The 23009-nt window shown below is 33.2% G+C and carries 18 protein-coding genes and 1 tRNA gene; 15 read left to right on the top strand and 4 right to left on the bottom strand.

Features of this window, described 5'->3' with window-relative positions:
* The first annotated feature begins 92 nt into the window (after positions 1–92).
* The 7 genes from rpsF to ACFQ32_RS02930 all read left to right on the top strand — a co-directional run bounded on the left by rpsF (position 93) and on the right by ACFQ32_RS02930 (position 5728).
* Positions 93–386 carry a 30S ribosomal protein S6 gene (gene rpsF / locus ACFQ32_RS02960; RefSeq protein WP_046323979.1) on the top strand — a complete coding sequence of 98 codons (294 nt, stop codon included), beginning with the start codon at positions 93–95 and terminating at the stop codon, positions 384–386.
* A gap of 54 nt (positions 387–440) precedes the next feature.
* Positions 441–962 carry a single-stranded DNA-binding protein gene (gene ssb / locus ACFQ32_RS02955; RefSeq protein ID WP_046323980.1) on the top strand — a complete coding sequence of 174 codons (522 nt, stop codon included), beginning with the start codon at positions 441–443 and terminating at the stop codon, positions 960–962.
* A 22-nt stretch (positions 963–984) separates the two neighbouring features.
* The gene (gene rpsR, locus ACFQ32_RS02950; protein WP_034978630.1) at positions 985–1227 is read left to right on the top strand and encodes a 30S ribosomal protein S18; all 243 of its coding nucleotides are present in this window, start codon (positions 985–987) and stop codon (positions 1225–1227) included.
* Between the two features lie 268 nt (positions 1228–1495).
* Complete coding sequence (locus tag ACFQ32_RS02945) at positions 1496–3517, top strand: DHH family phosphoesterase (protein ID WP_046323981.1); 2022 nt, start codon at positions 1496–1498, stop codon at positions 3515–3517.
* Between the two features lie 12 nt (positions 3518–3529).
* Entirely contained in the window at positions 3530–3985 is a 456-nt protein-coding gene (rplI, locus tag ACFQ32_RS02940) for a 50S ribosomal protein L9 (protein ID WP_046323982.1), read from the top strand.
* A 36-nt stretch (positions 3986–4021) separates the two neighbouring features.
* Positions 4022–5401: a replicative DNA helicase gene (gene dnaB / locus ACFQ32_RS02935; protein WP_046323983.1), complete on the top strand. Its 1380-nt coding sequence runs from the start codon at positions 4022–4024 to the stop codon at positions 5399–5401.
* A 168-nt stretch (positions 5402–5569) separates the two neighbouring features.
* Complete coding sequence (locus tag ACFQ32_RS02930) at positions 5570–5728, top strand: CsbD family protein (RefSeq protein ID WP_110445323.1); 159 nt, start codon at positions 5570–5572, stop codon at positions 5726–5728.
* A gap of 81 nt (positions 5729–5809) precedes the next feature.
* Here ACFQ32_RS02930 and ACFQ32_RS02925 read toward each other — a convergent pair whose 3' ends face one another.
* Both ACFQ32_RS02925 and ACFQ32_RS02920 read right to left on the bottom strand, forming a co-directional pair.
* The gene (locus tag ACFQ32_RS02925) at positions 5810–7009 is read right to left on the bottom strand and encodes a DUF2974 domain-containing protein (protein ID WP_046323984.1); all 1200 of its coding nucleotides are present in this window, start codon (positions 7007–7009) and stop codon (positions 5810–5812) included.
* A gap of 116 nt (positions 7010–7125) precedes the next feature.
* Positions 7126–7827, bottom strand: a complete 702-nt coding sequence (locus ACFQ32_RS02920) for an MgtC/SapB family protein (protein ID WP_046323985.1) — start codon at positions 7825–7827, stop codon at positions 7126–7128.
* A gap of 152 nt (positions 7828–7979) precedes the next feature.
* Here ACFQ32_RS02920 and ACFQ32_RS02915 point away from each other — a divergent pair.
* The 4 genes from ACFQ32_RS02915 (at position 7980) to ACFQ32_RS02900 (ending at position 11914) form a co-directional block, all read left to right on the top strand.
* Positions 7980–8052, top strand: a tRNA-Thr gene (locus tag ACFQ32_RS02915).
* A gap of 624 nt (positions 8053–8676) precedes the next feature.
* Positions 8677–9795 (top strand): hypothetical protein, encoded by a 1119-nt coding sequence (locus ACFQ32_RS02910; protein ID WP_046323986.1) that lies wholly within the window; start codon positions 8677–8679, stop codon positions 9793–9795.
* Positions 9792–11033, top strand: a complete 1242-nt coding sequence (locus ACFQ32_RS02905; RefSeq protein ID WP_046323987.1) for a tellurium resistance protein TerC — start codon at positions 9792–9794, stop codon at positions 11031–11033. The genes ACFQ32_RS02910 and ACFQ32_RS02905 overlap by 4 nt, the downstream gene beginning before the upstream one ends.
* An 11-nt stretch (positions 11034–11044) precedes the next feature.
* Positions 11045–11914, top strand: coding sequence for an ABC transporter ATP-binding protein (locus tag ACFQ32_RS02900; protein WP_046323988.1), 870 nt, complete (start codon positions 11045–11047; stop codon positions 11912–11914).
* A 1718-nt stretch (positions 11915–13632) separates the two neighbouring features.
* Here ACFQ32_RS02900 and ACFQ32_RS02895 read toward each other — a convergent pair.
* Together ACFQ32_RS02895 and ACFQ32_RS02890 are read right to left on the bottom strand one after the other, a co-directional pair.
* On the bottom strand, positions 13633–14970 hold the full coding sequence (locus tag ACFQ32_RS02895; protein WP_046323990.1) for a sensor histidine kinase: 1338 nt from the start codon (positions 14968–14970) through the stop codon (positions 13633–13635).
* A gap of 1 nt (position 14971) precedes the next feature.
* Positions 14972–15685 carry a LytR/AlgR family response regulator transcription factor gene (locus ACFQ32_RS02890; protein ID WP_046323991.1) on the bottom strand — a complete coding sequence of 238 codons (714 nt, stop codon included), beginning with the start codon at positions 15683–15685 and terminating at the stop codon, positions 14972–14974.
* Between the two features lie 159 nt (positions 15686–15844).
* Between ACFQ32_RS02890 and ACFQ32_RS02885 the strand changes: the two genes are divergently transcribed.
* The 4 genes from ACFQ32_RS02885 (at position 15845) to ACFQ32_RS02870 (ending at position 22975) form a co-directional block, all read left to right on the top strand.
* Entirely contained in the window at positions 15845–18268 is a 2424-nt protein-coding gene (locus ACFQ32_RS02885) for a glycoside hydrolase family 3 C-terminal domain-containing protein (RefSeq protein ID WP_046323992.1), read from the top strand.
* Between the two features lie 11 nt (positions 18269–18279).
* Positions 18280–18858, top strand: coding sequence for a hypothetical protein (locus tag ACFQ32_RS02880; protein ID WP_238786737.1), 579 nt, complete (start codon positions 18280–18282; stop codon positions 18856–18858).
* A gap of 18 nt (positions 18859–18876) precedes the next feature.
* Complete coding sequence (locus ACFQ32_RS02875; RefSeq protein WP_046323993.1) at positions 18877–19890, top strand: glycosyltransferase family 2 protein; 1014 nt, start codon at positions 18877–18879, stop codon at positions 19888–19890.
* 217 nt (positions 19891–20107) lie between these two features.
* Positions 20108–22975 carry a glycoside hydrolase family 3 C-terminal domain-containing protein gene (locus ACFQ32_RS02870; protein WP_046323994.1) on the top strand — a complete coding sequence of 956 codons (2868 nt, stop codon included), beginning with the start codon at positions 20108–20110 and terminating at the stop codon, positions 22973–22975.
* The last annotated feature ends 34 nt before the right edge of the window (positions 22976–23009 follow it).

Below are 23009 nucleotides of genomic sequence, written 5' to 3'. Positions count from 1 at the left end.
GCTAGAATTAGAGATTGCGAGTAATAAACTTCATTACTCCTTGTTCTTGATTTTTAGCAAGAACCATTTAGTCCAGAAGGAGGTGCACTAGTATGACAACTACTAAGTATGAAATAACTTATATTATCAAGCCTGATATTGATGAAGAATCAAAGAAAGCATTAGTTGAAAGCTATGATAAGGTTATTACCGATAACGGTGGTACGATGGTTGAGTCAAAAGACTGGGAAAAGCGTCATTTCGCATATGAAATTAATAAATATCGTGAGGGTTTATATCACGTTATGACTTTCACTGCTGATAACGCTGATGCAGTTAACGAATTTGACCGTTTGTCCAAGATTGATACTGCCGTTCTACGTTCAATGACCGTCAAAGTTGGATAATTAAGAACAAAAACGTTATCGTTTTCGTGATTTAGGAAAGGGAGGACCTAAAGTATGATTAATCGAGTTGTACTTGTTGGCCGTTTAACACGTGATCCTGAATTACGTACTACTGGGAGTGGAATCTCGGTTGCTACGTTTACTCTTGCTGTAGATCGTCAGTATACAAATGCTCAAGGCGAGAGAGGTGCAGATTTTATCAGTTGTGTCATTTGGCGCAAATCTGCAGAAAATTTCTGTAATTTTACGTCTAAAGGCTCACTTGTTGGTATAGATGGCCGAATTCAAACCAGAAGTTACGATAATAAAGACGGGCAAAGAGTATATGTAACAGAAGTTGTCGTTGACAACTTTGCATTGCTTGAATCACGTAAAGATCGTGAAGCCCGTGGTCAAAATGGTGGTTACACACCAAATAACAATGGCAATTTTGGTAATCAGAATACCAATAATACTCCTAATATGGGAGCTTCAAATCAGAATAACACTGCTAATAATGGTCCGGATAATACCCAAGATCCATTTGCAGGTTCAGGCGATACCATTGATATTTCTGATGATGATTTACCATTCTAAATTAACAGAAAGGACCTAGGATATGGCTCAACAAAGAAGAAGCGGCGGCGCTCATCGTCGTCGTAAGGTTGACTACATTGCTGCCAACCATATTGATTACGTTGACTATAAGGACGTTGATTTGTTGAAACGTTTTATCTCTGAGAGAGGTAAAATCTTACCACGTCGTGTCACTGGCACCAGCGCTAAGAATCAACGTAAGGTAGCTAAGGCAATTGAAAGAGCTCGCATTATGGGCTTGTTGCCATTTGTTACTGAAGACTAAAAAACAAAAACTCTGTTAATGCTTGAAAAGCAGTGAGCGGAATTATTGATAAAGACCTTGAAATTACGATAATTTTGAGGTTTTTTATTATGCATAAATTATCTAAGCAAGAATAAAAGTGACTGGTTAAATTTTGACAGTTAAAGAGAGTAAGAAGAACCAAAAAAGTAATGATAGTTCAAACCTGAACCTTGTGGAGTTTCTTATCTAGTGAATACAATGTATAATGATAATGATGTATTATACATTATTTTAGGAAGGACCTTACATGAAAGATTTTTTACGTAAGCTTGAAATTCCTGCTTTTATTAAAGATTCTAGGCTGACGGCTTCAGTCATTATTATCTTAGCGCTATCGCTTTTGGGCAGCATCGTTGCGATGATCATGAACCCATTATTTGGCTTGGCTATGGTCTTGATCTTTATTTTAACTGTGGCATGCGTCGGTTATGGTGCATATATCTTAGCTGGTAATGCAAACAATTTTGCTGTTAGTTTATCTTATCGGATTAAGCGTAGCGAGCAAGAAGCAATGATTAAGATGCCCCTGGGCATTTTACTTTACGATAAGGATCATCAAATTCAATGGGCCAATCCGTACCTGCAGCTTTATTTAAAAAATGAAGACCTGATTGGACATACAATTGCGTCCGTTGATCCTGAACTGGATAAGTTAATTAATGAATCCTTAAAGGCTAAAACTGCTGAAAACCATGTAGTTAATTGGGATGGTCATCAATTTGAGATGGTTATCCAAGACAACCTGGGCGTGGTTTATTTACTGGATATTACGCGTTACGCCAAAATAGAAAAACGATATAAAAACGAACTATTAGCTATTGGACAGATTTTTATTGATAATTACGATGAGTTGAGTGAAACCATGCATGACCAGGAATTGACTGCTACTAGTGCATATGTTCAGAATACTCTGAGTGATTATGCTAAAAACTTTAACGCTTACCTTAAACGCATTGATGAAGATCACTTTTTATTATTACTCCATATGCAAGATTTAGCTAAAATGGAAAAAGATAAGTTTTCTGTTTTGGATAAAATGCGTTTAGAAACAAGTCGTAACAATACACCGTTAACTTTGTCAATTGGAATTGCTTTTGGCAGCAGCTTAATTACTGAATTAGCTGACCAGGCGCAGTCTAACCTTGACTTGGCGTTAGGCAGAGGCGGGGACCAAGTTGTTCTTAGTCAACCCGGTAAAGCAGCTCGTTTCTATGGTGGTAAATCGAATCCGATGGAAAAGAGAACCAGAGTTAGAGCAAGGATGGTTTCACAGGCGATTAGTGAGCTGTTCAAAGAAGCAGACCGCGTTTTTGTAGTTGGTCATGCCAGCCCTGACATGGATTCGGTCGGTAGCGGTATTGGCGTTGTTAAAATTGCCCGTTTGCATCATGTAAAGGCAAATTTTGTCTTAGATGTCAATAAGACCAATTATGATGTCAGCCGCTTAGTTGCTAAAATGGAAAAAGTAAAGGGAGATAATGATATTTTTATCGCACCTGGGGATGCGTTAGAAGCATTGACTGACAAGTCTATGTTGGTTATGGTTGACCATTCAAAATATTCTATTACTTATTCCAAAGAATTATATGAGCAATTAAGAAATAGAATTATTGTCATCGATCATCACCGTCGTGGTGAAGAATTCCCTGAGAATCCAATGCTGACATACGTTGAACCTTATGCCTCATCTGCCTGTGAATTGGTAACTGAAATGGTAGAGTACCAACAGCCAAGTTTAGGTAAGCGGGTTTTAACCGACCTTGACGCTACAGCAATGCTAGCGGGAATTACAGTTGATTCCAAAGAATTCTCGCTGCGTACCGGCACTCGGACATTTGATGCTGCCAGTTACTTGCGGTCAATTGGTGCAAGTACAATGGGTGTCAGCGAGTTGCTAAAAGAAGATATTGCTAGTTTCTTGCAGCGCACCCGGTTGGTCAGCAGCTTGAAGATGATCAGACCCAAAATGGCAGTCTTATGTGGGCCAGATGATAAGGAAATTGATCCTATTATTACTGCCCAAGCTGCAGATACGGCGCTTGATTTAGAAAATGTCGAAGCCAGTTTTGCAATTACCAGACGGAATAAGGATACAATTGGTATATCTGCTCGTTCAATGGGTGATATCAACGTTCAGCTTATTATGGAAAAACTTGGCGGCGGCGGACATTTGTCTAATGCGGCTACCCAAATTAAAGGGATATCTGTTAAGGAGGCACTTGCTAAATTGATGGATGCAGTGGATACTTATGAACAAGAAAATGAATAAAAGGAGAGCACAATGAAAGTTATTTTTACTAAAGATGTTAAAGGCCGTGGCAAACGCGGTGATGTTAAAAACGTTCCTGATGGTTATGCCCAAAACTTTTTATTTAAAAGAGGTCTAGCCAAAGCTGCAACTAAAGCAAATATGCATACTTTGGCAAGAGTGGCTGCTAACGAAAAGGCGGCATATGAAACTGAAAAAGCTGAAGCGGAAAAGATTAAGTCTGAACTGGAAAAGGATGAAACAGTAGTTAATTTCAAGTCTAAAGCAGGTTCAGATTCCAGACTGTTTGGCTCAATTTCTGGTAAAAAGATTGTTGAAGGCTTAGAAAAGCAATTTGGTATTAAGATAGATAAGCGCAAATTAAACCTGCCTGAACCAATTAAATCCTTAGGATACACAAATGTACCAGTTAAGTTATTTAAGGGCGTAGAAGGCAAAATTCGCGTTCATGTTACCGAACAGGATTAAACTGTAGTTGAATTCTGAAAAAAGTGGGCGTAAGTAATGGATAATATTGTCTCACAGCAGATACCGCATGATGATGAAGCGGAAAAAGCCGTTCTAGGTGCAATTTTTATTGATCCTGCTGCCATAGCTGATGCCAGTGCAGAGGTTCAGCCAGAAGATTTTTATAAAAGAGCAAATCAGTTGGTTTTCCAGGCTATGCTTGATTTATCTGACCGTGAGGATGCAATTGATCCGTTAACGCTGCAGGATGAACTGACTAAGAAAAATCAGCTTGATGATATTGGTGGTATAGCTTATGTTTCTGAGCTGGCTATGGCTACGCCGACGGCTGCTCACGTTACTTATTATGCTAAAATTGTTCACCGTAAAGCTTTATTGCGGCGGCTGATTTCTGCCAGTCAAAAAATTATTACGAATGCAATGCAGGATTCCGATGATGTCACCGACATTTTAGATAATGCCGAAAGTGAGATTATGAATGTCTCATCGGAAAATAATGCCAATGGTTTTCGTAATATCAAGGATATCGTTAACTCTACTATTGATGAAATTAACAACATTCCTGAAGATGGCAATATGGTTACGGGTCTGCCGACCGGGTTTGTGGAACTCGATAAGATGACTACCGGTTTTCATGATGATGAACTAATAATTGTGGCGGCACGTCCCGGAGTGGGCAAGACTTCCTTTGCGCTTAATGTTGCCCAGTATGTCGGCTTGCATACCGATAAAACTGTGGCAATGTTTTCCTTGGAAATGAGTGGGGAGCAGCTAGTCCAGAGAATGCTGGCTTCTGAAGGTTTAATCAATTCGCAACACTTACGTACTGGTCAACTGGATGAAGACGAGTGGCCTAAATTAGTCACTGCATCCGGATCATTGGCAACGGCCAATATTTATATCGATGACACACCGGGAATTAAGATGAGTCAGATTAGGGCACAGTCTCGCCGTTTAGCTAAAGAGAAAGGCAATTTAGGCCTAATTGTAATTGATTACCTGCAGTTAATTGAAGGTCCGCACAGTGAATCACGCCAGCAGGAAGTTTCGGCTATTTCACGGCAATTGAAGAAATTAGCCAAGGAGCTTCATGTACCTGTTATTGCCTTGTCGCAATTGTCGCGGTCAGTTGAACAAAGGCAGGACAAGAGACCTGTCTTATCTGATATTCGTGAATCCGGCTCAATTGAGCAAGATGCCGATATTGTCTCTTTTCTTTACCGTGATGATTACTATCGCGATGAAGAAGAGGGCGAGGAAAATAAGGAAGTTTCTGCCGAAGATGATAATGGCGAAGTTGAGGTTATTATTGAAAAGAACCGTTCAGGTAGCAGGGGAACAGTAAAATTAATGTTTTCTAAACCTTATAATCGCTTTTCTAATCTCGATTATAGTCATGATCAGCCTAACGAATAAGAAAGAATAAAAGCCATGGTGATTTATAGTAAAAAGCTATGGCTTTTTGCTTTTCTATATCTTTTAACAAAAAATAAGGCGTTTTTAATGACAATAATTATACAAAATTGTACTATTAAGGTGTGAATAGAAATTTTTCGCTAATTTTTTGGGAAAGGATCGATTAAGATGGCTGATAAAGGTTTTAAAGATAAAGTAGCTGGCAAAGCTAAAGAAGTCAAAGGCAAAGTTCAACAAGCTGCTGGCGACGTTAAAGATAAGGCACAAGAAGCTACTGAAAACGTCAAAGACAAAGTCGATGACGTTAAGGATAAAATGAAGAATTAATTTTTTAATTAATAAATAAAAAGGAGATTGAGAAGACTAACGGTTTTCTCAATCTCTTTTTTGGGTTACACATGAAACAATTTATCGCAATTTACGGCGAATACTCTCTGGTAATTTTAGATTCGGTCGATCATGATCGTAAAATTCATAGAACACTGGAGCTTTATTAGAATCATTACTTTTAGGATAAAGGTCGTAGTTGCTGGCCATTAAGGGTAAAGTCATATTCTTTTTATAGGAATTCCAGATATTGCTTAACACTTGAGTTAACAATTTTCGTTCCTGGGGTTCAAGGGATAAAAAGGCGCGACCAAAGCGGTAGGTTCCTACTATTTTGTTACTAGTTAGTTGGTTTAATTCATCAATGTCATAATTTTCAAAAGCCTCGAAAAGATCAGAAAAGGCATCGTTTCTTTCTTGATCGGGAATCGAATTATTGAAATTAATTAGAGCATGTCTGATCACGCGGCTACTGGAAGAAAGACCATCGGCTAGAGTAAAACTGTCGCGACCTACTGACCAGCGGCGAGGGTCATGCTGGTTGCGCATTGGTACGGTACTTTTGACAACCAGAGTTTGTTCCGGATGGTCAAGCATTGCACCAAAGATTGAATTCTGGGGAATGTAGGTTTTCATTTTAGACATGGAGGAAATGAAACCAGGACTCATGTATACCTTATGGAAAAAGCCCGGTCCGTCGAAACTAATCGCCTTGATTACCCGTTTTTGAATTTCAGGCTCAACTGCACTTAAAGCAAATTGAGCAAAGTTACCTCCTTTTGAATGGCCTAAAAGGTAAATTTGTTGATCACTAAATTTATGTGCTATTTCTGTTAAATATTTAGCTGCCACCTCCTGACCATAAATCTCAGGCAGGTAATTCATACCCATATCTTCATTTAAGCCAATCATAGTGCCATCAGTTCCACGAAAAACGACAGCTATAGTTTTTGTATCAATTAGAAAGGTAGCAGCAGTAAATTGTAATGGGTGAGGCTCCTTTTCCAGTCTGTCTGTCCAATCTAGAATCTTGATGTTGCCGATTCTAGGACTTTCCGGTAACAACATAACTTCAGTTGCAGTCTCGGCATACATTTGATGTTGAAAAGAAGACAAGTTCCGCAATTTTTCCGCTACTTCTCCTAGAGTATGATTGGTGGCAGAACTGTCGGCCGGCAAATAAGCAATAGATGACAGCAGTGAAGCATCAACACTATTAAATGGCTTTTCTTTAAAGCTTAAGTCACCACGCCAGCGTAAATAATCCAAGGGTCCGGCCATATAAATTCTCCTTTCGTAATAAAAGTTGATATTAATATTGTAGTAAGTTTGTGCAATTTAGATAAAAATAATGCAAAAAAAACAATAGAATTAACTATTGCTTAAAAAATATAACTTTATTTATCTATACTAGCAATACTGATCCGCTTGATGTCAGGATATTTGCGCAGAGCCATGATAATATCATTTTCATTAATATTATTATTGATGATGCCGTCTACAAAAAAGATAATTCTTTCATCACTGACAAAAAGAATCTTGACAGAAACATTTTCAACATGATTTGTTTGCAATTCCTGTTCGATGATATGCAAGATATTAGGTTTGTTAACAGCTTCTATTTGAATATTAAACCTGATATGCATGATGATTTTGTCAATGATAGTATCATCGTGAAACATCATCTGAATGACGAAAAGGAAGGCAGTAGCTAAAATTCCGATAAAATAAAGGCCAGAACCAATTGCCATTCCGATGGCTGCCGTAGCCCAGATACCCGCAGCTGTGGTTAAGCCGGAGATCTGTTGCTTTTTGATTAAAATTGTGCCGGCACCGATAAATGAAATACCTGAAACTATCTGCGCAGCAATTCTGGAAGGGTCCAGAGCAACATCAGACATTTTTAGTAAATCGCCAAAGCCGTATTTTGAAACTATCATAAATAGCGCAGACGAGAAGGCAACTACAATATGCGTCCGCACTCCAGCACTTTTTCTTTGAATTGCGCGTTCATAACCGATCAGTGCGCCACACAAGGAGGCAACTAAAATTCGTAGTACCCAGGGGAATTCGGCGCTAATCGAGGCTAAATTTGCCATTACATCCACTCCATTCTGAATCTATCTTTATATTATACTCTTAAAAAGTTTACCAAAGCTTAGTTATAACAAAAACTGAGAAAAAGTCAAAAAATGCTTGCGTAAACTAGTAGAATATGTTTTAATTAATATCGTTGTCGAGATATGACAATGCTGACTTAGCTCAGTTGGCAGAGCACGTCATTAGTAATGATGAGGTCGGAGGTTCGAATCCTCTAGTCAGCATTCGGAAGAATAAAATTAGTAAAATAACCTTGATATATCAATGTTTTCTGTTGGTAAGTTAAGGTTATTTTTTATTTATTAAAGATAATTATGCACACAATACGGAACACGATTTTAGCTGTGTTCCGCGCAAAAACTTTTAGGTAGGCTTTTAGGTTGACATAGCAGGCTTTTTGCCCGCTTTTTTGTGCACTAAGTTTAATCAAAATTATAAAAGTGTTATTGAAATATTAAATTATGATAGTATAATTAAATAGTAAATTTTAAAGAACTAATAATTCTTAAGATTTTAAAATATTTGTTTATGAGTTAAAACTAGAAGATCATAGGTAAAGATAGGATCTGCTTTGTTAGATTTAAAGGTTGAAGAAAGTTAAGCTATTTCATAGATTAAAAAGGCTATGTCAAAAACTATTGGCATATGTACTCGGTCATGTTTTAGTCCATTGTAACATATTGCAGCTTTAGATTAATTTATAAATCTAATCAAAGCTTTTGGAAATAATAACTAAGGGATTTTTTACAAATCGGAAAGTAAATTATATTAACTCAATTCTAAATATAATGACTCATAAAATAAAATGGCAAACGGGTTAGTTATTTTTATACTAAAAGGTGGTTATTATGAATCGATACTATTTTAAAGCTAATTTTAAAATTGCAATAAAATCGAAAAAGAACTTTCTTTTAGTCTGTTTATTAATAATTTCTATGACTTTCTTCCTCTTTGTAGTGGAAACTCAAAAAATTGGCGATGGCTATCGTCAATGGCGGGACTACTATGAATCTGTACAAGTAAATGAAGATTATTTTGATAGTAGTTCTCTTCGAAAAAAAGATTATAAACAAACTTATGCAAATTTATGCAAACAATCAGCTTATATTGCTGTTTTGCAAAATGGTGAAGAGTTTTCTGAGCCACAGACTTATTTAAAAGGATCGGAAAATCTAATTGAGACAATGCTCGACGGTTATAAGAACAATTATAAAGGTGCTAAGACTCTTAATGTACCGCCTAAATATGAGCTTTACCAAAAATTGGCTACATATAAATACCTTTATCAGCATCACGTTCCAGTTGTGATGAACTCTAAAGCATCTTCAACATATTTAGTTTATATTTTGTCCATGCTAGGAAGCCTCATTTTCCTTTATATTCTTTTTATTTCAAATGATGTTTGGATATTGAAATTACGACATAGCAGTCTTTTGAAAAATATTCCTTATAGAAATAAAGATGAAATTTCTGGGAAAACTACAATCAATATTGTCTTAACTATCATCCCTGTGTTAATAGGAATTATAGCTGCATATATTTTTGCGGGTGTGCGTAATGGTTTTGTTACGTTAAATTATCCTAATGTATTTTACTTTAATAAAATTTTCGCAATACCATTATGGGCTTATTGTTTATTATTTTTGGTATATGTTGTTCTGCTTGTATTATTTACCACATCATTGACTTTATTTCTTAATCAACTAACTAAGAATGTTTATTTAACAACTTTAATAGGTACGCTAGTTTATGCTATTTCTTATCTTCCTGGCACCATTAGCAAATATCTTTTTTGGCTACCATCATCATATCTAAATATTACTAATGTTTTTAATGGAACGGTAGCTAATACAACCGAATTGAATTTCTTAAATTGTTGTACTGGTGCACTAATATTAATGATTTGGTCACTAATATTTATGAGTTGTTTTAGTTATTTGGTCAATAAAGGGAGGAGAGTAAGATGAGATGGCATTATTTTATTTCTCAATTAAAAGCCTTTTTTGTTAATCCTAAAAATATCGGATTATATATTGCCACTGCTTTGTTATCTCTATATTTTGGCCTGGTAAGTGTACCTAATCATCATGTCATTAATCGTGTTGATCCATACTCTATTCAAAAAGAATATAAGAATGATACTGCCTTTCTTAAAAGTGCTAAAAAACAATATGCAAAAACAAAAAGGCCGGGGCTTAAGTTTGATCCAAGTGTAGGTGCAAGAGATGCGATTGCAACCTATCCTACAATACTTAAATATGATAAAAAAAGATTAGCAGCATTAAAAGCAAATGACTGGAAAGAGTATGCTTTATATTCTAGTAAGTGGTACAAGTATGTTGATAATTTGATCTTCGTTGAAGAAAATCAAAATTATATGTATCCAGTTGAGTATGGACATGATGGAATTTATCAAGAAAATGGACATTATGGCTATCAACAAACTTATCACCTTTATAATGCACTTTTAGCTAGTAAAGCAAAATTAAATAAGAACGTGTTGGAAGAAAGAACAGCACTGCAGCGAATTCAAAACTCTTTATCTGGTTGGACAACTTTAATTTTAATAATAATTGTTATCTTTTTTGCAGCTGATATTCTTACTAATGATTATAAATATCGTACGGTAGTAAAAAATATTCCCCTAAGCAAAAGTACTATCTTGTGGCTAAAAACCGCAGTAGTTGAGATTGGCGTCCTGCTTGATTTCTTGATGGCGTTTATTATAGCAGTAGTATGTATTGCTCCCAAATATGGACTGGGATCATTTAATTTAAGGACTACTTTTTATATGGGAAGACTATATTTTAAAGTGCCATTTACTTATTTAACATTAGGAAAGTATTATTTGCAGCTGAGTATTTTTGCAATACTGATTGTGTTTATATTTATCCGTTTAACACTCTTGATATCTTTATTAAGCAGAAATGAATACGTTGCAGAAATTCTTTCCAGTTTATTTGCGGTGGCTGGGAAGGTACTGTATTTCTCATCGGGAATGGGTTTTGTTTATCCATTTTTACAATATTTGCCAACCACGTATTTTACAATTGGTGATAGCCTATCTGGCAACTTATCTTATTTAATGGATACTCCAGGATGGGGCTTCAATGCCGGAATTGTGCCTTTAGTACTAACAGTTTTAGCTATTGAACTAGTTATGTTGTTAATTTATAGGATAAAGAAAATACCTTTAATTAAATGAGGTGAAATGCAATGTTAAAAATTAATCATTTAACTCTAAATTTTGGTGAAAAAAAGATTTTTACTGATTTATCTCTTGCCTTTGAAAAGGGACAAATCATTGGATTAGTTGCACCCAATGGTACAGGTAAATCTACTTTAATTAATATTATTTTGCATAACCTTACACCTCAAAAAGGTTTTGTTGAATATAATGGGATGCGCTATAAAAATGAGCATGATATTGTTAAATTACATAAACAGATATGTGCTTTTCCCGATCAAAGTGAATTATTTCCATTTATGACTGGACGAGATCATTTAAAACTTTATGCGGACTTATGGAATAAGCCTGAAAAATCCGTTAATGGAATTATCGACGAACTGAATATGAGTAGTTATGTTGATCATAAAGTTGAGACCTATTCATTAGGAATGAAGCAACGTTTATGTTTTGCAATGGTTGTGGCTGCTGATACTCCTGTTATGTTATTAGATGAGGTAATGAATGGACTAGATCCCCAAAACGTAGCATTAATTTCAAAAGTGCTTGTTAATTTAAAAGAGAAACAAAAGCTAATTATTATGGCTTCACATTTATTATCGAATTTACAAACTTATGCGGATCGAGTCCTGTTTCTAAAAGATGGAGCTATAAATAAAGATTTTGATAATAAAAAGCCAGATAAACAATACTTGAAAGTTGAAAAAACTGAAGAGCTTATGGGATTTCTAAGTAATTTAAAGTATGAAGAATTACCCGATAACTTAATCTTGATACCTATTTCTGAAAATAATCAAGATGACCTAAAAGCATTATTTTTAGAGCTATTACAACACCATATTCAATGCTCAATAGGAAGAATAAGTATTGAAGAATTATTCGACAAAATTTATGATTAAAATAAAAGGTCTAAAAAATATATTGACATTTAATTATCAATAAAGATTACACCTTGAGTAATTCAATTATTGTTTTAGCCGTAACAAGACTGTGAGATGTACATCTTCAAAACAATGTTTTGGTCTTTAATAGTGAGAACAAATTAATATATTTACTAAAAGAGGACATCTTCAAACCTTATAAAAATATTGAGTAGAGTTAGTATTTATTATAAGGAGCAATAGTAAGATGTTCTCTTTTTTATGCAGTAAAAAGCCTACTAGCAGCTTATCACAGGGATAAGTCATTGATAGGATAAATTATAAAGCCATAATTATGCACATGCTACAGAATACGTTTTTAATCGTGTTCCACGAGTGCAGAATGGAGATTGCTAGAGCCATATTCTTTAGGCGCCCGGTTGTGCTAGCAGATGAAGCAACAGCTTTGCTCGATAATGTACTTTCTAGGAAGATTTATAATACTATTTTGGTAGATAGTTATTTACTAACGTTTTTACAAGTCAATATTAAATAAGTATGTTAGTCAAAATATACTATTAATTTTATTTTGTTGATTTAAGATTTGTTTGATGCTATTATTAAGCAACTAAAAATTTATAAAATAATAGTCTGCACAATTTTATTAGAAACGTTTTATAACTAGTAACTTGTTTTATGACTTAATGCTGCTACTGGACTTTTAATGTATTAATCTTAGGGGGTTTTTATGAAAGAGTAAGGTAGTATGATGAAACTATATTTTTTAGCTTATAGCAAGTGTGATAGTTCTTCTGACATTGTTTATAGCAAAAATCAGATTACTGTACATTAACAGTCTTTTTGTTAATTATTTTAATCTTTGTTTTAAAAAAGGGATGTGAAAAATCATGAATTATTATAAAGCCTTTGATGCTGGAAGTAGTATATATCTGGTTGCATTTATGATTGATTATATTATAGAGCTGTTTAGTATTAACAGTTCAGGTATCAAGACTACCGCATTAGGACTAAAAATAATTACGAATATGAATGAGCATTCCTTAAACATTAATTTTTCATTAACATGGGGAATATTAATTTCGTATTTGGTATTTATCTTATTTTTTATGTCTGCCTTTCATTTCTTTAAAAAGATAAAAACCAGATGACTATATGGCAATGTGAGCTTGAATAATAGTCTTATTCAGAAGAATCATTTGACTCGATTAGCTTTGACCTATCAGTATTTCGCGCAGATAAGTTAAGGCTAATTTTTTGTGTGGTAATAAATATTTTTCGGTGCAATAAACAAATTTACGGTGCAAAATAATTAAAGTTTGCACTGATAATTTTAGTAACAGTAGAACTAAGAGAATTTTTCTATATATTATCTTTGACAATCTATTTCTGAGAACAAAAAATTTATAGGAAAAAATGAACTAACTAAGTAGTATTATAAATTTTAATTAAACACTGATCCTACTAAATAAATGGCTGACAATTATGTTAAACATTTTTTGAATAGTTTGGATATTCCAAATTCATTAGTATTTCTACTTAAAATCTCATTTTAATATGAGCCTTGTTTGTTGTACCATACTATGGAGTATAATTGAATGCTTTTTAATCTAATAGCCTTGTTTTTAATTTTTTCAACCGAACTAGCATTAGCTTTTCCAATGTCCGCCTGCTAATTCTCCACTTAACTTAAAGAAGTAACAATATCTTCAAATTTAATAATTTTCGCTGTATCAGGACTAATCCATATTAGTTGATAAATATTGATAAGGAACTATAAGTGTTAAGGAAAACCAATCATTCTTATTTGTCAAAGTAAGAGTCCCATCATATTTTTCAGCGATATATTGGATGCTTTTTAACCCATATCCATGTGTTTTGGTTTCTTTTTTGGTAGTAGAAGGTAGGCCGTCTGATTTAAATTTTGGTGCAATCATGTTGAAATTTCTGATTGAATAAATTACAAAATTAGCTTTTTTAAAAATTCGAAGGTCAATAAGTCTTTTTTGTTTGTCAGGAATTTTCATTACGGCTTCAATAGCATTATCTAAGCTATTACCTAACAAACTACAAATATCCATAGTATCAATTTGATTAAGTAATTTTCCATTTGCAATACAAGTAAAAGTAATATCATTTTTTATGCAATAAGCATTTTTTCTGGTTAATACTACATCTACAATAGAATTTCCAGTTTTAATATTGGCCTTAAATTCTTTAATCTCAGCTTGTAAGGAATTAATATAGTCCAAACGTTTTTTAGAATTATTTTCCAGTGCAATTATATCTAACTGTTGTTTTAGATCATGGAACCGTAAGTTAACCGTTTCAGCACTTTCCCGATATGCTTGATATTGTTCGTACTGGGATTGGAACATACTATTCATTTGAATTAGGTCATTATGCAGATATTGTTCATATCGCTGATTCTCTTGTAAATTAAAAAGTAATATTCCACAAAGATCTACAAAGGTTCTCATCATGAATACCGCGTTTGAGTTGTTTAGAACTGGATTATTAGCTTTAATAAAGAATCCCATGTTGCTTACTGTAAAAATAATTATTCCTACTAGAACACTATTTAAAGCAGATTTTGAGTTGACATTCAAAATTGCATACTGGTTACTTTTAATCTTTTGCAAGTAATAGATAATAAAAAATAGTAATAAATTAGTAATTATTAAAAATATTGGCCTAATTATGTAATGTATTTGTTGGTTTAGATATAAATCTACGTAACAAAAAGATTGCCAAGAAATTGATGCTACGAATTCAGCATAAATAAATGCCTTACTAGTATGATAGATTTTTACTTGCCAAGTTGATTTTTCACAAACGCTAACGGTGATAAACATCCACAGAATATTAATTAGCATACCGATTATCCAAAAAATTAATGCTAATTTTCCAGCAAACCACTGTAAGAATACTTGTCCAAGTCCAAAAAATGATAAATATAACCATACAGGACGACGAATTTTTCTATTGGGCAACTGTAAAATCATTACTACACAAGCTAGCCATTCTGCAGTCGCTGTCCATAAGCGAGGTATATTTGATAAATATAATGATTCCATCTTAGTTAATTGAATTTCCTAAATAGTTAGTAAAAGCTTGCATGAATGCTTTTTTACGAGGACGACTGATTTGTAACTGATAAGGGCCAACTTTAAGTAAATTACCGTTTATTTGGCTTACATGCTTTAAATTTACTATATAGCCATTATTACAACGAAAGAAGTCATATGGAACTAATTTTTGTTCCATGTTTTTAGTGGAATCAAGTATATCTAATTGCAGTTCCTTTTCCTGAATAATGTGAAGATGTAAGTAATGCTTTTCACTTTCAACATAGTAAAGGTCATCAAGCAATATTTTATATGTTCCTTCAAGTGTATCAAAAATCATTGAATTTGTTCTATGAAGGAATCTTTTCTCAATTTTTTTAAAGTGTTCGTTAAAACTAAAATAGTTTACAGGCTTTAAAAGGAAATCAGCAGCATTAACTTCATAGCCTTCGATAGCATATTGAACATAATTAGTAACAAAGACAATAATTACGTCAGAATCAATTTTTCTGATTTTTTTTGCGGCAGTCATTCCATCCATTTCAGGCATTTGAACATCAAAATAAATAACATCAAAATTATTACAGTAATGATTTATAAATTCTAATCCGTTATTGAAAGTTATAATATCAATTTGGATATTATGATCTTGTTCATACTGTCTGAAACAACCAAGTAGTTTATTTAATTCAAACTTGTTATCTTCAACGATGGCTACCCTCATAAATTAGTCACTTTCTTTCAATATATACTTTATTGTAAAAACAATTTTTCTTTTAGACAAATCAAATTATGCAAAATCTTTAGCAAAATATGTATATCACTAAATAGATCGCTTACAAAAATATTAAACTAAATATTAACAAAGATGGTGGTGAGATGTATGCAAAGCGTTAAAAAAATAATCAATGAGTTATCATTAGAAGAAAAAGCAATTTTAACTGCAGGACATTCTGAATGGGAAACAAATAGGATTAAAGACAAAGTTTATGGAATTTTTTTGTCCGATGGATCTTTTGGTTTAAGAAAACAATCAGGGCCTGGAGATCATTTGGGGATATCTGCAAGTGAACCGGCTACTTGCTTCCCCGCAACGGCAACTTTGGCTAATTCTTGGAATCAAAAAATAGTAGAAAAGGTCGGAAGGGCTTTGGCAACAGAAGCTAAGGCTCAAAAAGTTGATCAAATTTTAGGTCCAGCTCTAAATATAAAAAAGAACCCACGTGGTGGTCGAAGTTTTGAATACTTTAGTGAGGATCCCTATCTAGCTGGTAAAATGGCTGCTAGCCTGATTAAAGGTATTCAATATAATGGTACCATAGCCACACCTAAGCACTTTGCTGTTAATAGCCAAGAAACTAGAAGGATGGCTTCTAATTCAGTTGTAGATGAAAGAGCGTTACGAGAAATCTACACTACAAACTTTGAAATTGCAATTAAAGAAGGACACCCTAAGTCGCTCATGTCTTCATATAATAAGGTAAATGGTATATATGCAAATGAGAATAAGCATTTACTTGATGAAATTTTGCGAAAGGAATTTGGATTCAAAGGATATGTAGTGAGTGATTGGGGTGGTGACAATAATCATGTTGCTGCGATTAAGGCTGGGTCTAGCTTAGAAATGCCAGGTGTTGGAAACCTGGCGGCTGAACAAATTATCAGAGCGGTACGAAGTGGCAATTTGGATGAAAAACAATTAGATAAAAGAGTCGAAGAATATCTTAATGTGGTGCTAAATAGTAAAAGGGACTCTAACATAAAAATTGATTGGTTACACCAGCATGAAGTTGCTAGAGAAGCAGCTTGTAGCAGTATTGTGTTAATGAAAAACAAAAACTCTATATTACCATTAAATAAGAATTATAAAGTCGCTTTAATTGGAGATTTTGCTAAAAATCCTCGTTATCAAGGTTCAGGGTCATCATTAGTTAATAGCAAAAACGTCGAAAGCTTATTTAGTACTGCAAAAAACTATCCTGTTGAAATAATAGGTTACGAACAAGGCTATCTGCGCAATGATAAAGAGGATGAGGCGCTGCTTAATAAGGCTATTAGTTTAGCAAAAAAGAGTGATATTGTTATTTTAAATATAGGCTTAAATGAAGCATCAGAATCGGAGGGCTTAGATCGACTAAATTTACGTATTCCCAAGAACCAACTTATTTTGTTGGATGCTTTAGCGGCTACTAAGAAAAAAATAGTAGTCGTATTATCAGCGGGCTCAGTAGTAGAAATGACGTGGGCTAAAAAAGTAGATGCAGTAGTCCACGAATATTTGGGAGGTGAAGCCGGTGCAAGTGCAGTTTGGCAGGTTTTAACTGGTATGTACAATCCTTCAGGACGTCTTTCTGAAACATATCCAATTGAAGAAAACGATCTTCCTTTTAACAATGAATTTCCACAAAAAAAGCCAAATGTCTTTTATAAAGAAAGTATTTTTGTTGGCTATCGATATTATGAAACAGCAAAAGTAAATGTGGCGTATCCATTTGGTTATGGATTAAGTTACACAACATTTTTCATAAGTAATTTAAAGATATCTAATCGGGGAGTTAATGTTACTGTTAAAAATACCGGAAAAGTAAGCGGAATAGAAACTGTGCAATTATATATTGGTAAAAAGGATTCTGAATTAATTAGACCAAGTAGAGAACTGAAGGGCTTCAAGCAAGTTAAACTTGCCCCTAATGAAACAAAAACTGTCACTATTCCATTTGATGATAAAACTTTCCGCTTTTTTGATATAAATACCAATAATTGGCAAACTGAAAATGGTATTTATCAAATTATGATAGGTAAAAATGTGGAAGACATTTGTTGTCAAGGAAATTTTGAAATCAATAATGGTATTAATCCGGTAGTTAAAAAATTTGCTAGCTATGATAAATATAAAAAAGCTGATTTAAAAAAAATAACGACAAAAGATTTTAGAGAACTGTATGGTCGTGAACTTCCAAATAATAAATTAGAAAAAAACCAAGAGTTATCGGTTAATAATACGATATCAGATATGTATTATTGTAAGAGCTGGATTGGTCGCTTTATAGCAAAATGGTTGAAGAAGAAGATTGTTCAAAGCTTACAAGCTGGAAAACCAAACTTGAACTTTTTGTTTAATTATAATATGCCTTTTAGGGCAATTGCTAAAATGACGGGCGGCCTAATAGACGAAGCAATGGTAAAGGATATTCTTTTTATAATTAATGGTCATTTTTGGTATGGATTTGGTCGCGTGATTAAAGATTATTTTTTATTACAAAAAGGCGAAAAAGAACTTCTTACTTTTGGAAATAAGAAGGAGTAAGAATAATTACAATGAAAAATACTAAGTATGATTTTGACATTAGTCTCTTAAAGAAAAATAATGATGGCTTAACGAAATGGCTGCTTAAAAATAAAAATAACAGATTAATTCATAGTATTTTGATTTGGCAGCTTAATCATCCTACCTTTTACCAATTTATTGCTTTTAACCTTCTAAGCAATTGTGCTACGATAACTAATTTTGTAGTTTTGTGGTTAAGCTCTCTGCTATTTTTCAAAAATTTTACTTCACCTTTTAATTGGTGGCTTTTTGATTATAGTAAGCCAGCTTCTGGTGGTATTGGTGGCTTTTATTCTTTTGTTTTATCATATATATGTGCACAGATAGTTAATTACTTTGTACAAAGAAATGTAGTTTTTGGAGCTAGTTTTGGTAAATGGAAATTGTTTTGGTATATTATCACAGTTTTATTTGCAGGTCTGGTGTCTGTAATTTTACCACCGTATATTATTGGGTGTTTGACTCCGTATTTTCATGGATTTTCAGTTACTATTGCTAATATTTTTAATATTATTGCACAAGTTATCATTAACTGGCCTATGATGAAATTTATTGTTATGAAAAACTAATTATTAAGGAAATTTATTTTGAAAAAATTACTAACAATAGTTGTACCAGCATTTAATTCAGAAGATTACCTTGAACGATGTGTAAATTCATTATTGATAGAAAAAGCAAGGTTACAAATTATTTTAGTGGATGATGGCTCGAAAGATCGAACACCAGAAATTATGGATCAGTATGCTAGACAATTTCCCAGTCATGTTCAAACGATTCATCAAAAAAATAAGGGACATGGTGGAGTAATTAATGCAGCGTTGAAGTATGTTAATTGTAAATATCTTAAAATAGTTGACAGTGATGATTGGCTAGATTTTGTTGCTCTAAAAAAACTCTTAGATTTATTAGAGCGATTTGATAAGGAGAACGAAACAGTTGACATGTTAATTTGCAATTACATGTATGATAAGGTTAACGCCGTTCATAAAAAAATTATACGCTTTACAACGCTACCACAAAACTGTTTTTTTGGTTGGGATCAGGTCAAATTACCAATTGATCAATATTTAATGATACATGCGATAATTTATCGGACTGAAGTTTTAATTAAAGCCAATTTGCAATTACCTGAGCATATATTTTATGAAGATAATTTGTATGTGTTTGAACCATTAATATATGTTAATAAAATATATTATTTTGATATTAATCTTTATCATTATTATATTGGCCGAAGTGATCAGTCCGTAAATGAAAACGTTATGTTAAAAAGAATTGACCAACAACTAACTATTAATAAAATGATGATTATATTTTATAAGAATAATATAAACGAGAATACTGACTTGGGTCGATATATGCGAGACTATTTAAAAATTATTACCACTATTTCTTCTATAATATTAATCCGAGGTAATTCTAACTATTACTTAAATTTGAAGGATGAACTTTGGCAATATTTGAAAGTCAATGACCCTTTGTTGTATAAAAATTTTAAAAATACGTTATTAGGAAAAGGAGTTAATCTTCCTGGTAAATTAGGTAGAGAGATAGCTTCGTGGGTGTATTCTTTGCTACATAAATTGTATGGTTTTAACTAATAAGTATTGCTGAAGTACAAATTACAGTATATAGATTAAATCAGAATCGAAGTATTTATTGCCGCTAGGATAATGCCATTACAAATTGTGTATCAAATTTTACAGAAAATGTAATTTATGCTGTTTATTTGCTTGTTTGTCTTACTATACACATTGTAAGCGATTGCAGATGATAAAAGGTCACTAAAGTATGATGTAAGGAAAGTGAGTAAGTAAGATGGTTACTTTTGAAATCGATGATCTTATTGGAGTATTGAAAGGGTTATCCCCATATTTAATTGGCGTTTTGATCATTTTGATACTGGCGACAATTATTACCATGGGCGTTAAAAAAAAGAAAAAGCCAACTCGAAAATTAATTAGAAGCTTAACATGGTTAGTAACTTTTGCAGGTGTAATCATAATTATTAATGGAATCATTTTTGGACCAATGTCTACGCTAATAACTTTAGCAACAGATAGTACTCAAAAAGTCTCAGTTGCAACCACAAATAAAGCTAAAAAAGTAGCTGAGGATATTGCTGAAAATGGTTTTGTATTATTAAAAAATAATGATGATTTATTACCTTTAAAGAAAACTAAAAAATTAAATCTGTTTGGTTGGTCATCAATAAATCCTATATATGGTGGAGCTGGTTCAGGCGGTATTAATGAGTTATATCCAATAGTTAGTTTAGAAAAAGGTCTTGAAGATGGTGGCTTCGCGCTAAATAAAAATTTGAATAGATTTTATAAAAATTATGCTAAAAGTCGTGCTGCTGTCTCTATTAAGCAGCAAAATTGGGATTTACCAGAACCACCAGCTAATAAATATTCTAAAAAATTGATCAATCAAGCAAAAGAATTTTCTGATACTGCTGTTATTACTCTTTCTCGGTTAGCTGGTGAGGGAGCAAATGATATACCGCAAGATATGTCTAAAGTACCATATCAGCAAAATTCTAAAGATTACAAAGATTTTAATAAGGGTCAACATTATCTTGAATTATCTAAGACTGAAAAAAATATGGTCAATTTAGTTTGTCATCACTTTAAAAAAGTTATTATTTTATATAATGGTGCATATCCTTTTCAATTAGGATTTGTAAACGAACATCCCGAAATAAAGTCCGTAATTTGGGCTCCAGGACCAGGCAATATTGGGTTCGAAGCTTTAGGTAAAATTCTTAATGGATCAGTCAGTCCGTCTGGAAGAACAACTGATACATTTGTTTATAATCTCAAAAAAGCCCCATACTATTACAATGCTGAGAAGACAAATTATGCAAATAAAAAATTGCAAGATATGACTGTACATGGTTTTAATGCTGGAAAAGCACAAAAATTTTCTCCTGCATTTATTAATTATGTAGAAAATATATATGTAGGCTATAAGTTTTATGAAACTGCCGCCAAGGAGCAAAAAATAAATTATCGTAAAACTGTCCAATTTCCATTTGGTTATGGGCTAAGTTATACCAAGTTTCAACAGACTATGAGCAATTTACAAGTAAAAAATGGAATTATTAGATTTAGTGTGCAGAGTAAAAATGTGGGTAATGTATCCGGTAAAGATGTAATAGAAGTTTATTATAATCCACCATATAAGAATGGTGGAATAGAAAAGGCAAGTGCAAATTTAATATCTTATCGCAAAACTAAGGAATTACAACCGGGAGAAACACAAAAGATAACTTTTACTATTAATGAGCAAGATATGGCTTCATACGATGAAAAAGGAGAAGGTGCTTATATCTTAGAAAAAGGGAGATATGAAATTTCAATTAATAAAAATTCACATGATGTAATTGCAAGCAAGAATTATGAAGTGCACAAAACTGAAATTTATAATAAAAATAATAAAAGGAAGAACGACAAGGTAGCAGCAAAAAATCTTTTGCAGGATTCTGAAGGGACTGTTACTTATCTCTCACGTAAAGATCATTTTGCAAATTATAAAAAAGCTACAAGTCAACCGCATAATCTTTATATGCCTAAAAAATATCTAAATAATTATCATTTAAATGCAAATTATAATCCTAAGAGGTATCTAAATAAGAATGATAAGCGACCTGTTACAAATAAAAATTATGGCTTGAAATTAACTGACCTAAGAGGCAAGAGTTATGATGATCCCAAGTGGAATAAACTCCTTGATCAATTGACTGTGAAAGAGATGGCGAACACTATTGCTCTAGCAGGATACCAGACCCCAGCGATACCTGCAATTGGTAAAGTTCAAAATGTAGACAGTGATGGTCCAGCTGCAATTAATAATAATTTTACCCATATTGGTTCAATAGGGTTCCCTATTGAAGTAGTTATAGCAAATACTTGGAGTAAGAAGTTAGCATATGAATACGGTAAAATTATGGGTCAAATGGCAAAGGAAATGGGTTCTTCCGGGTGGTATGCTCCAGGTATGAACACCCATCGTTCAGCTTTTACAGCTAGGAATTATGAGTACTTTTCAGAAGATGGAATTCTTTCGGGCTATACTGCAGCAAATTCTGTATTAGGAGCAAAAAGCGTAGGAGTTTACCCAACAATTAAGCATTTCGCCATGTATGATTCAAATGGTAAAATGGTTTCTGCTTGGGCTACTGAACAGTCAATTCGAGAAAATTATTTAAAGCCATTTGAAATTGCTGTCAAAAAGGGTCATGCCAACGCTGCAATGGCTTCTTGGGCCTTTTTAGGAAATAAATGGGTTGGAGAAAATAAAGCTTTAAATCAACAAATTTTACGAAAAGAATGGGGATTTCGAGGATTTATAGTTTCTGACTTTTTCAGAAGTAATGGTCATGGTTTTATGAATGCAGATATTTCATTGCCTAATGGAGTTGATGCAATGCTCTCTACTTTTGCAGGGGGTCCTAATCAGGTAACTTATAAAAATGCTCCTTCGAATATTAAATATATGAAGCGAGCTTTACATAATATTTTATATACCACAGTTAATAGTTGGGTATACAGTGAGGATGGTCAAAATACTTCTCTTCCAACTTGGAAGAAAATTGCTTATGGCATAGATCTTATCCTTACTCTAATGATATTAGGATTAGGGATAATGACAGTATCAAAATATCGTGCAAGAAAAATGTAGATCATTCAGATAAAATTTAAGTAACTCCTAGGTA

Source organism: Lactobacillus melliventris, assembly GCF_042679465.1.
GTDB lineage: Bacteria > Bacillota > Bacilli > Lactobacillales > Lactobacillaceae > Lactobacillus > Lactobacillus melliventris.
The sequence above is the reverse complement of the archived record's forward strand: the minus strand, read 5'-3'. Positions and strand labels throughout refer to the sequence as shown.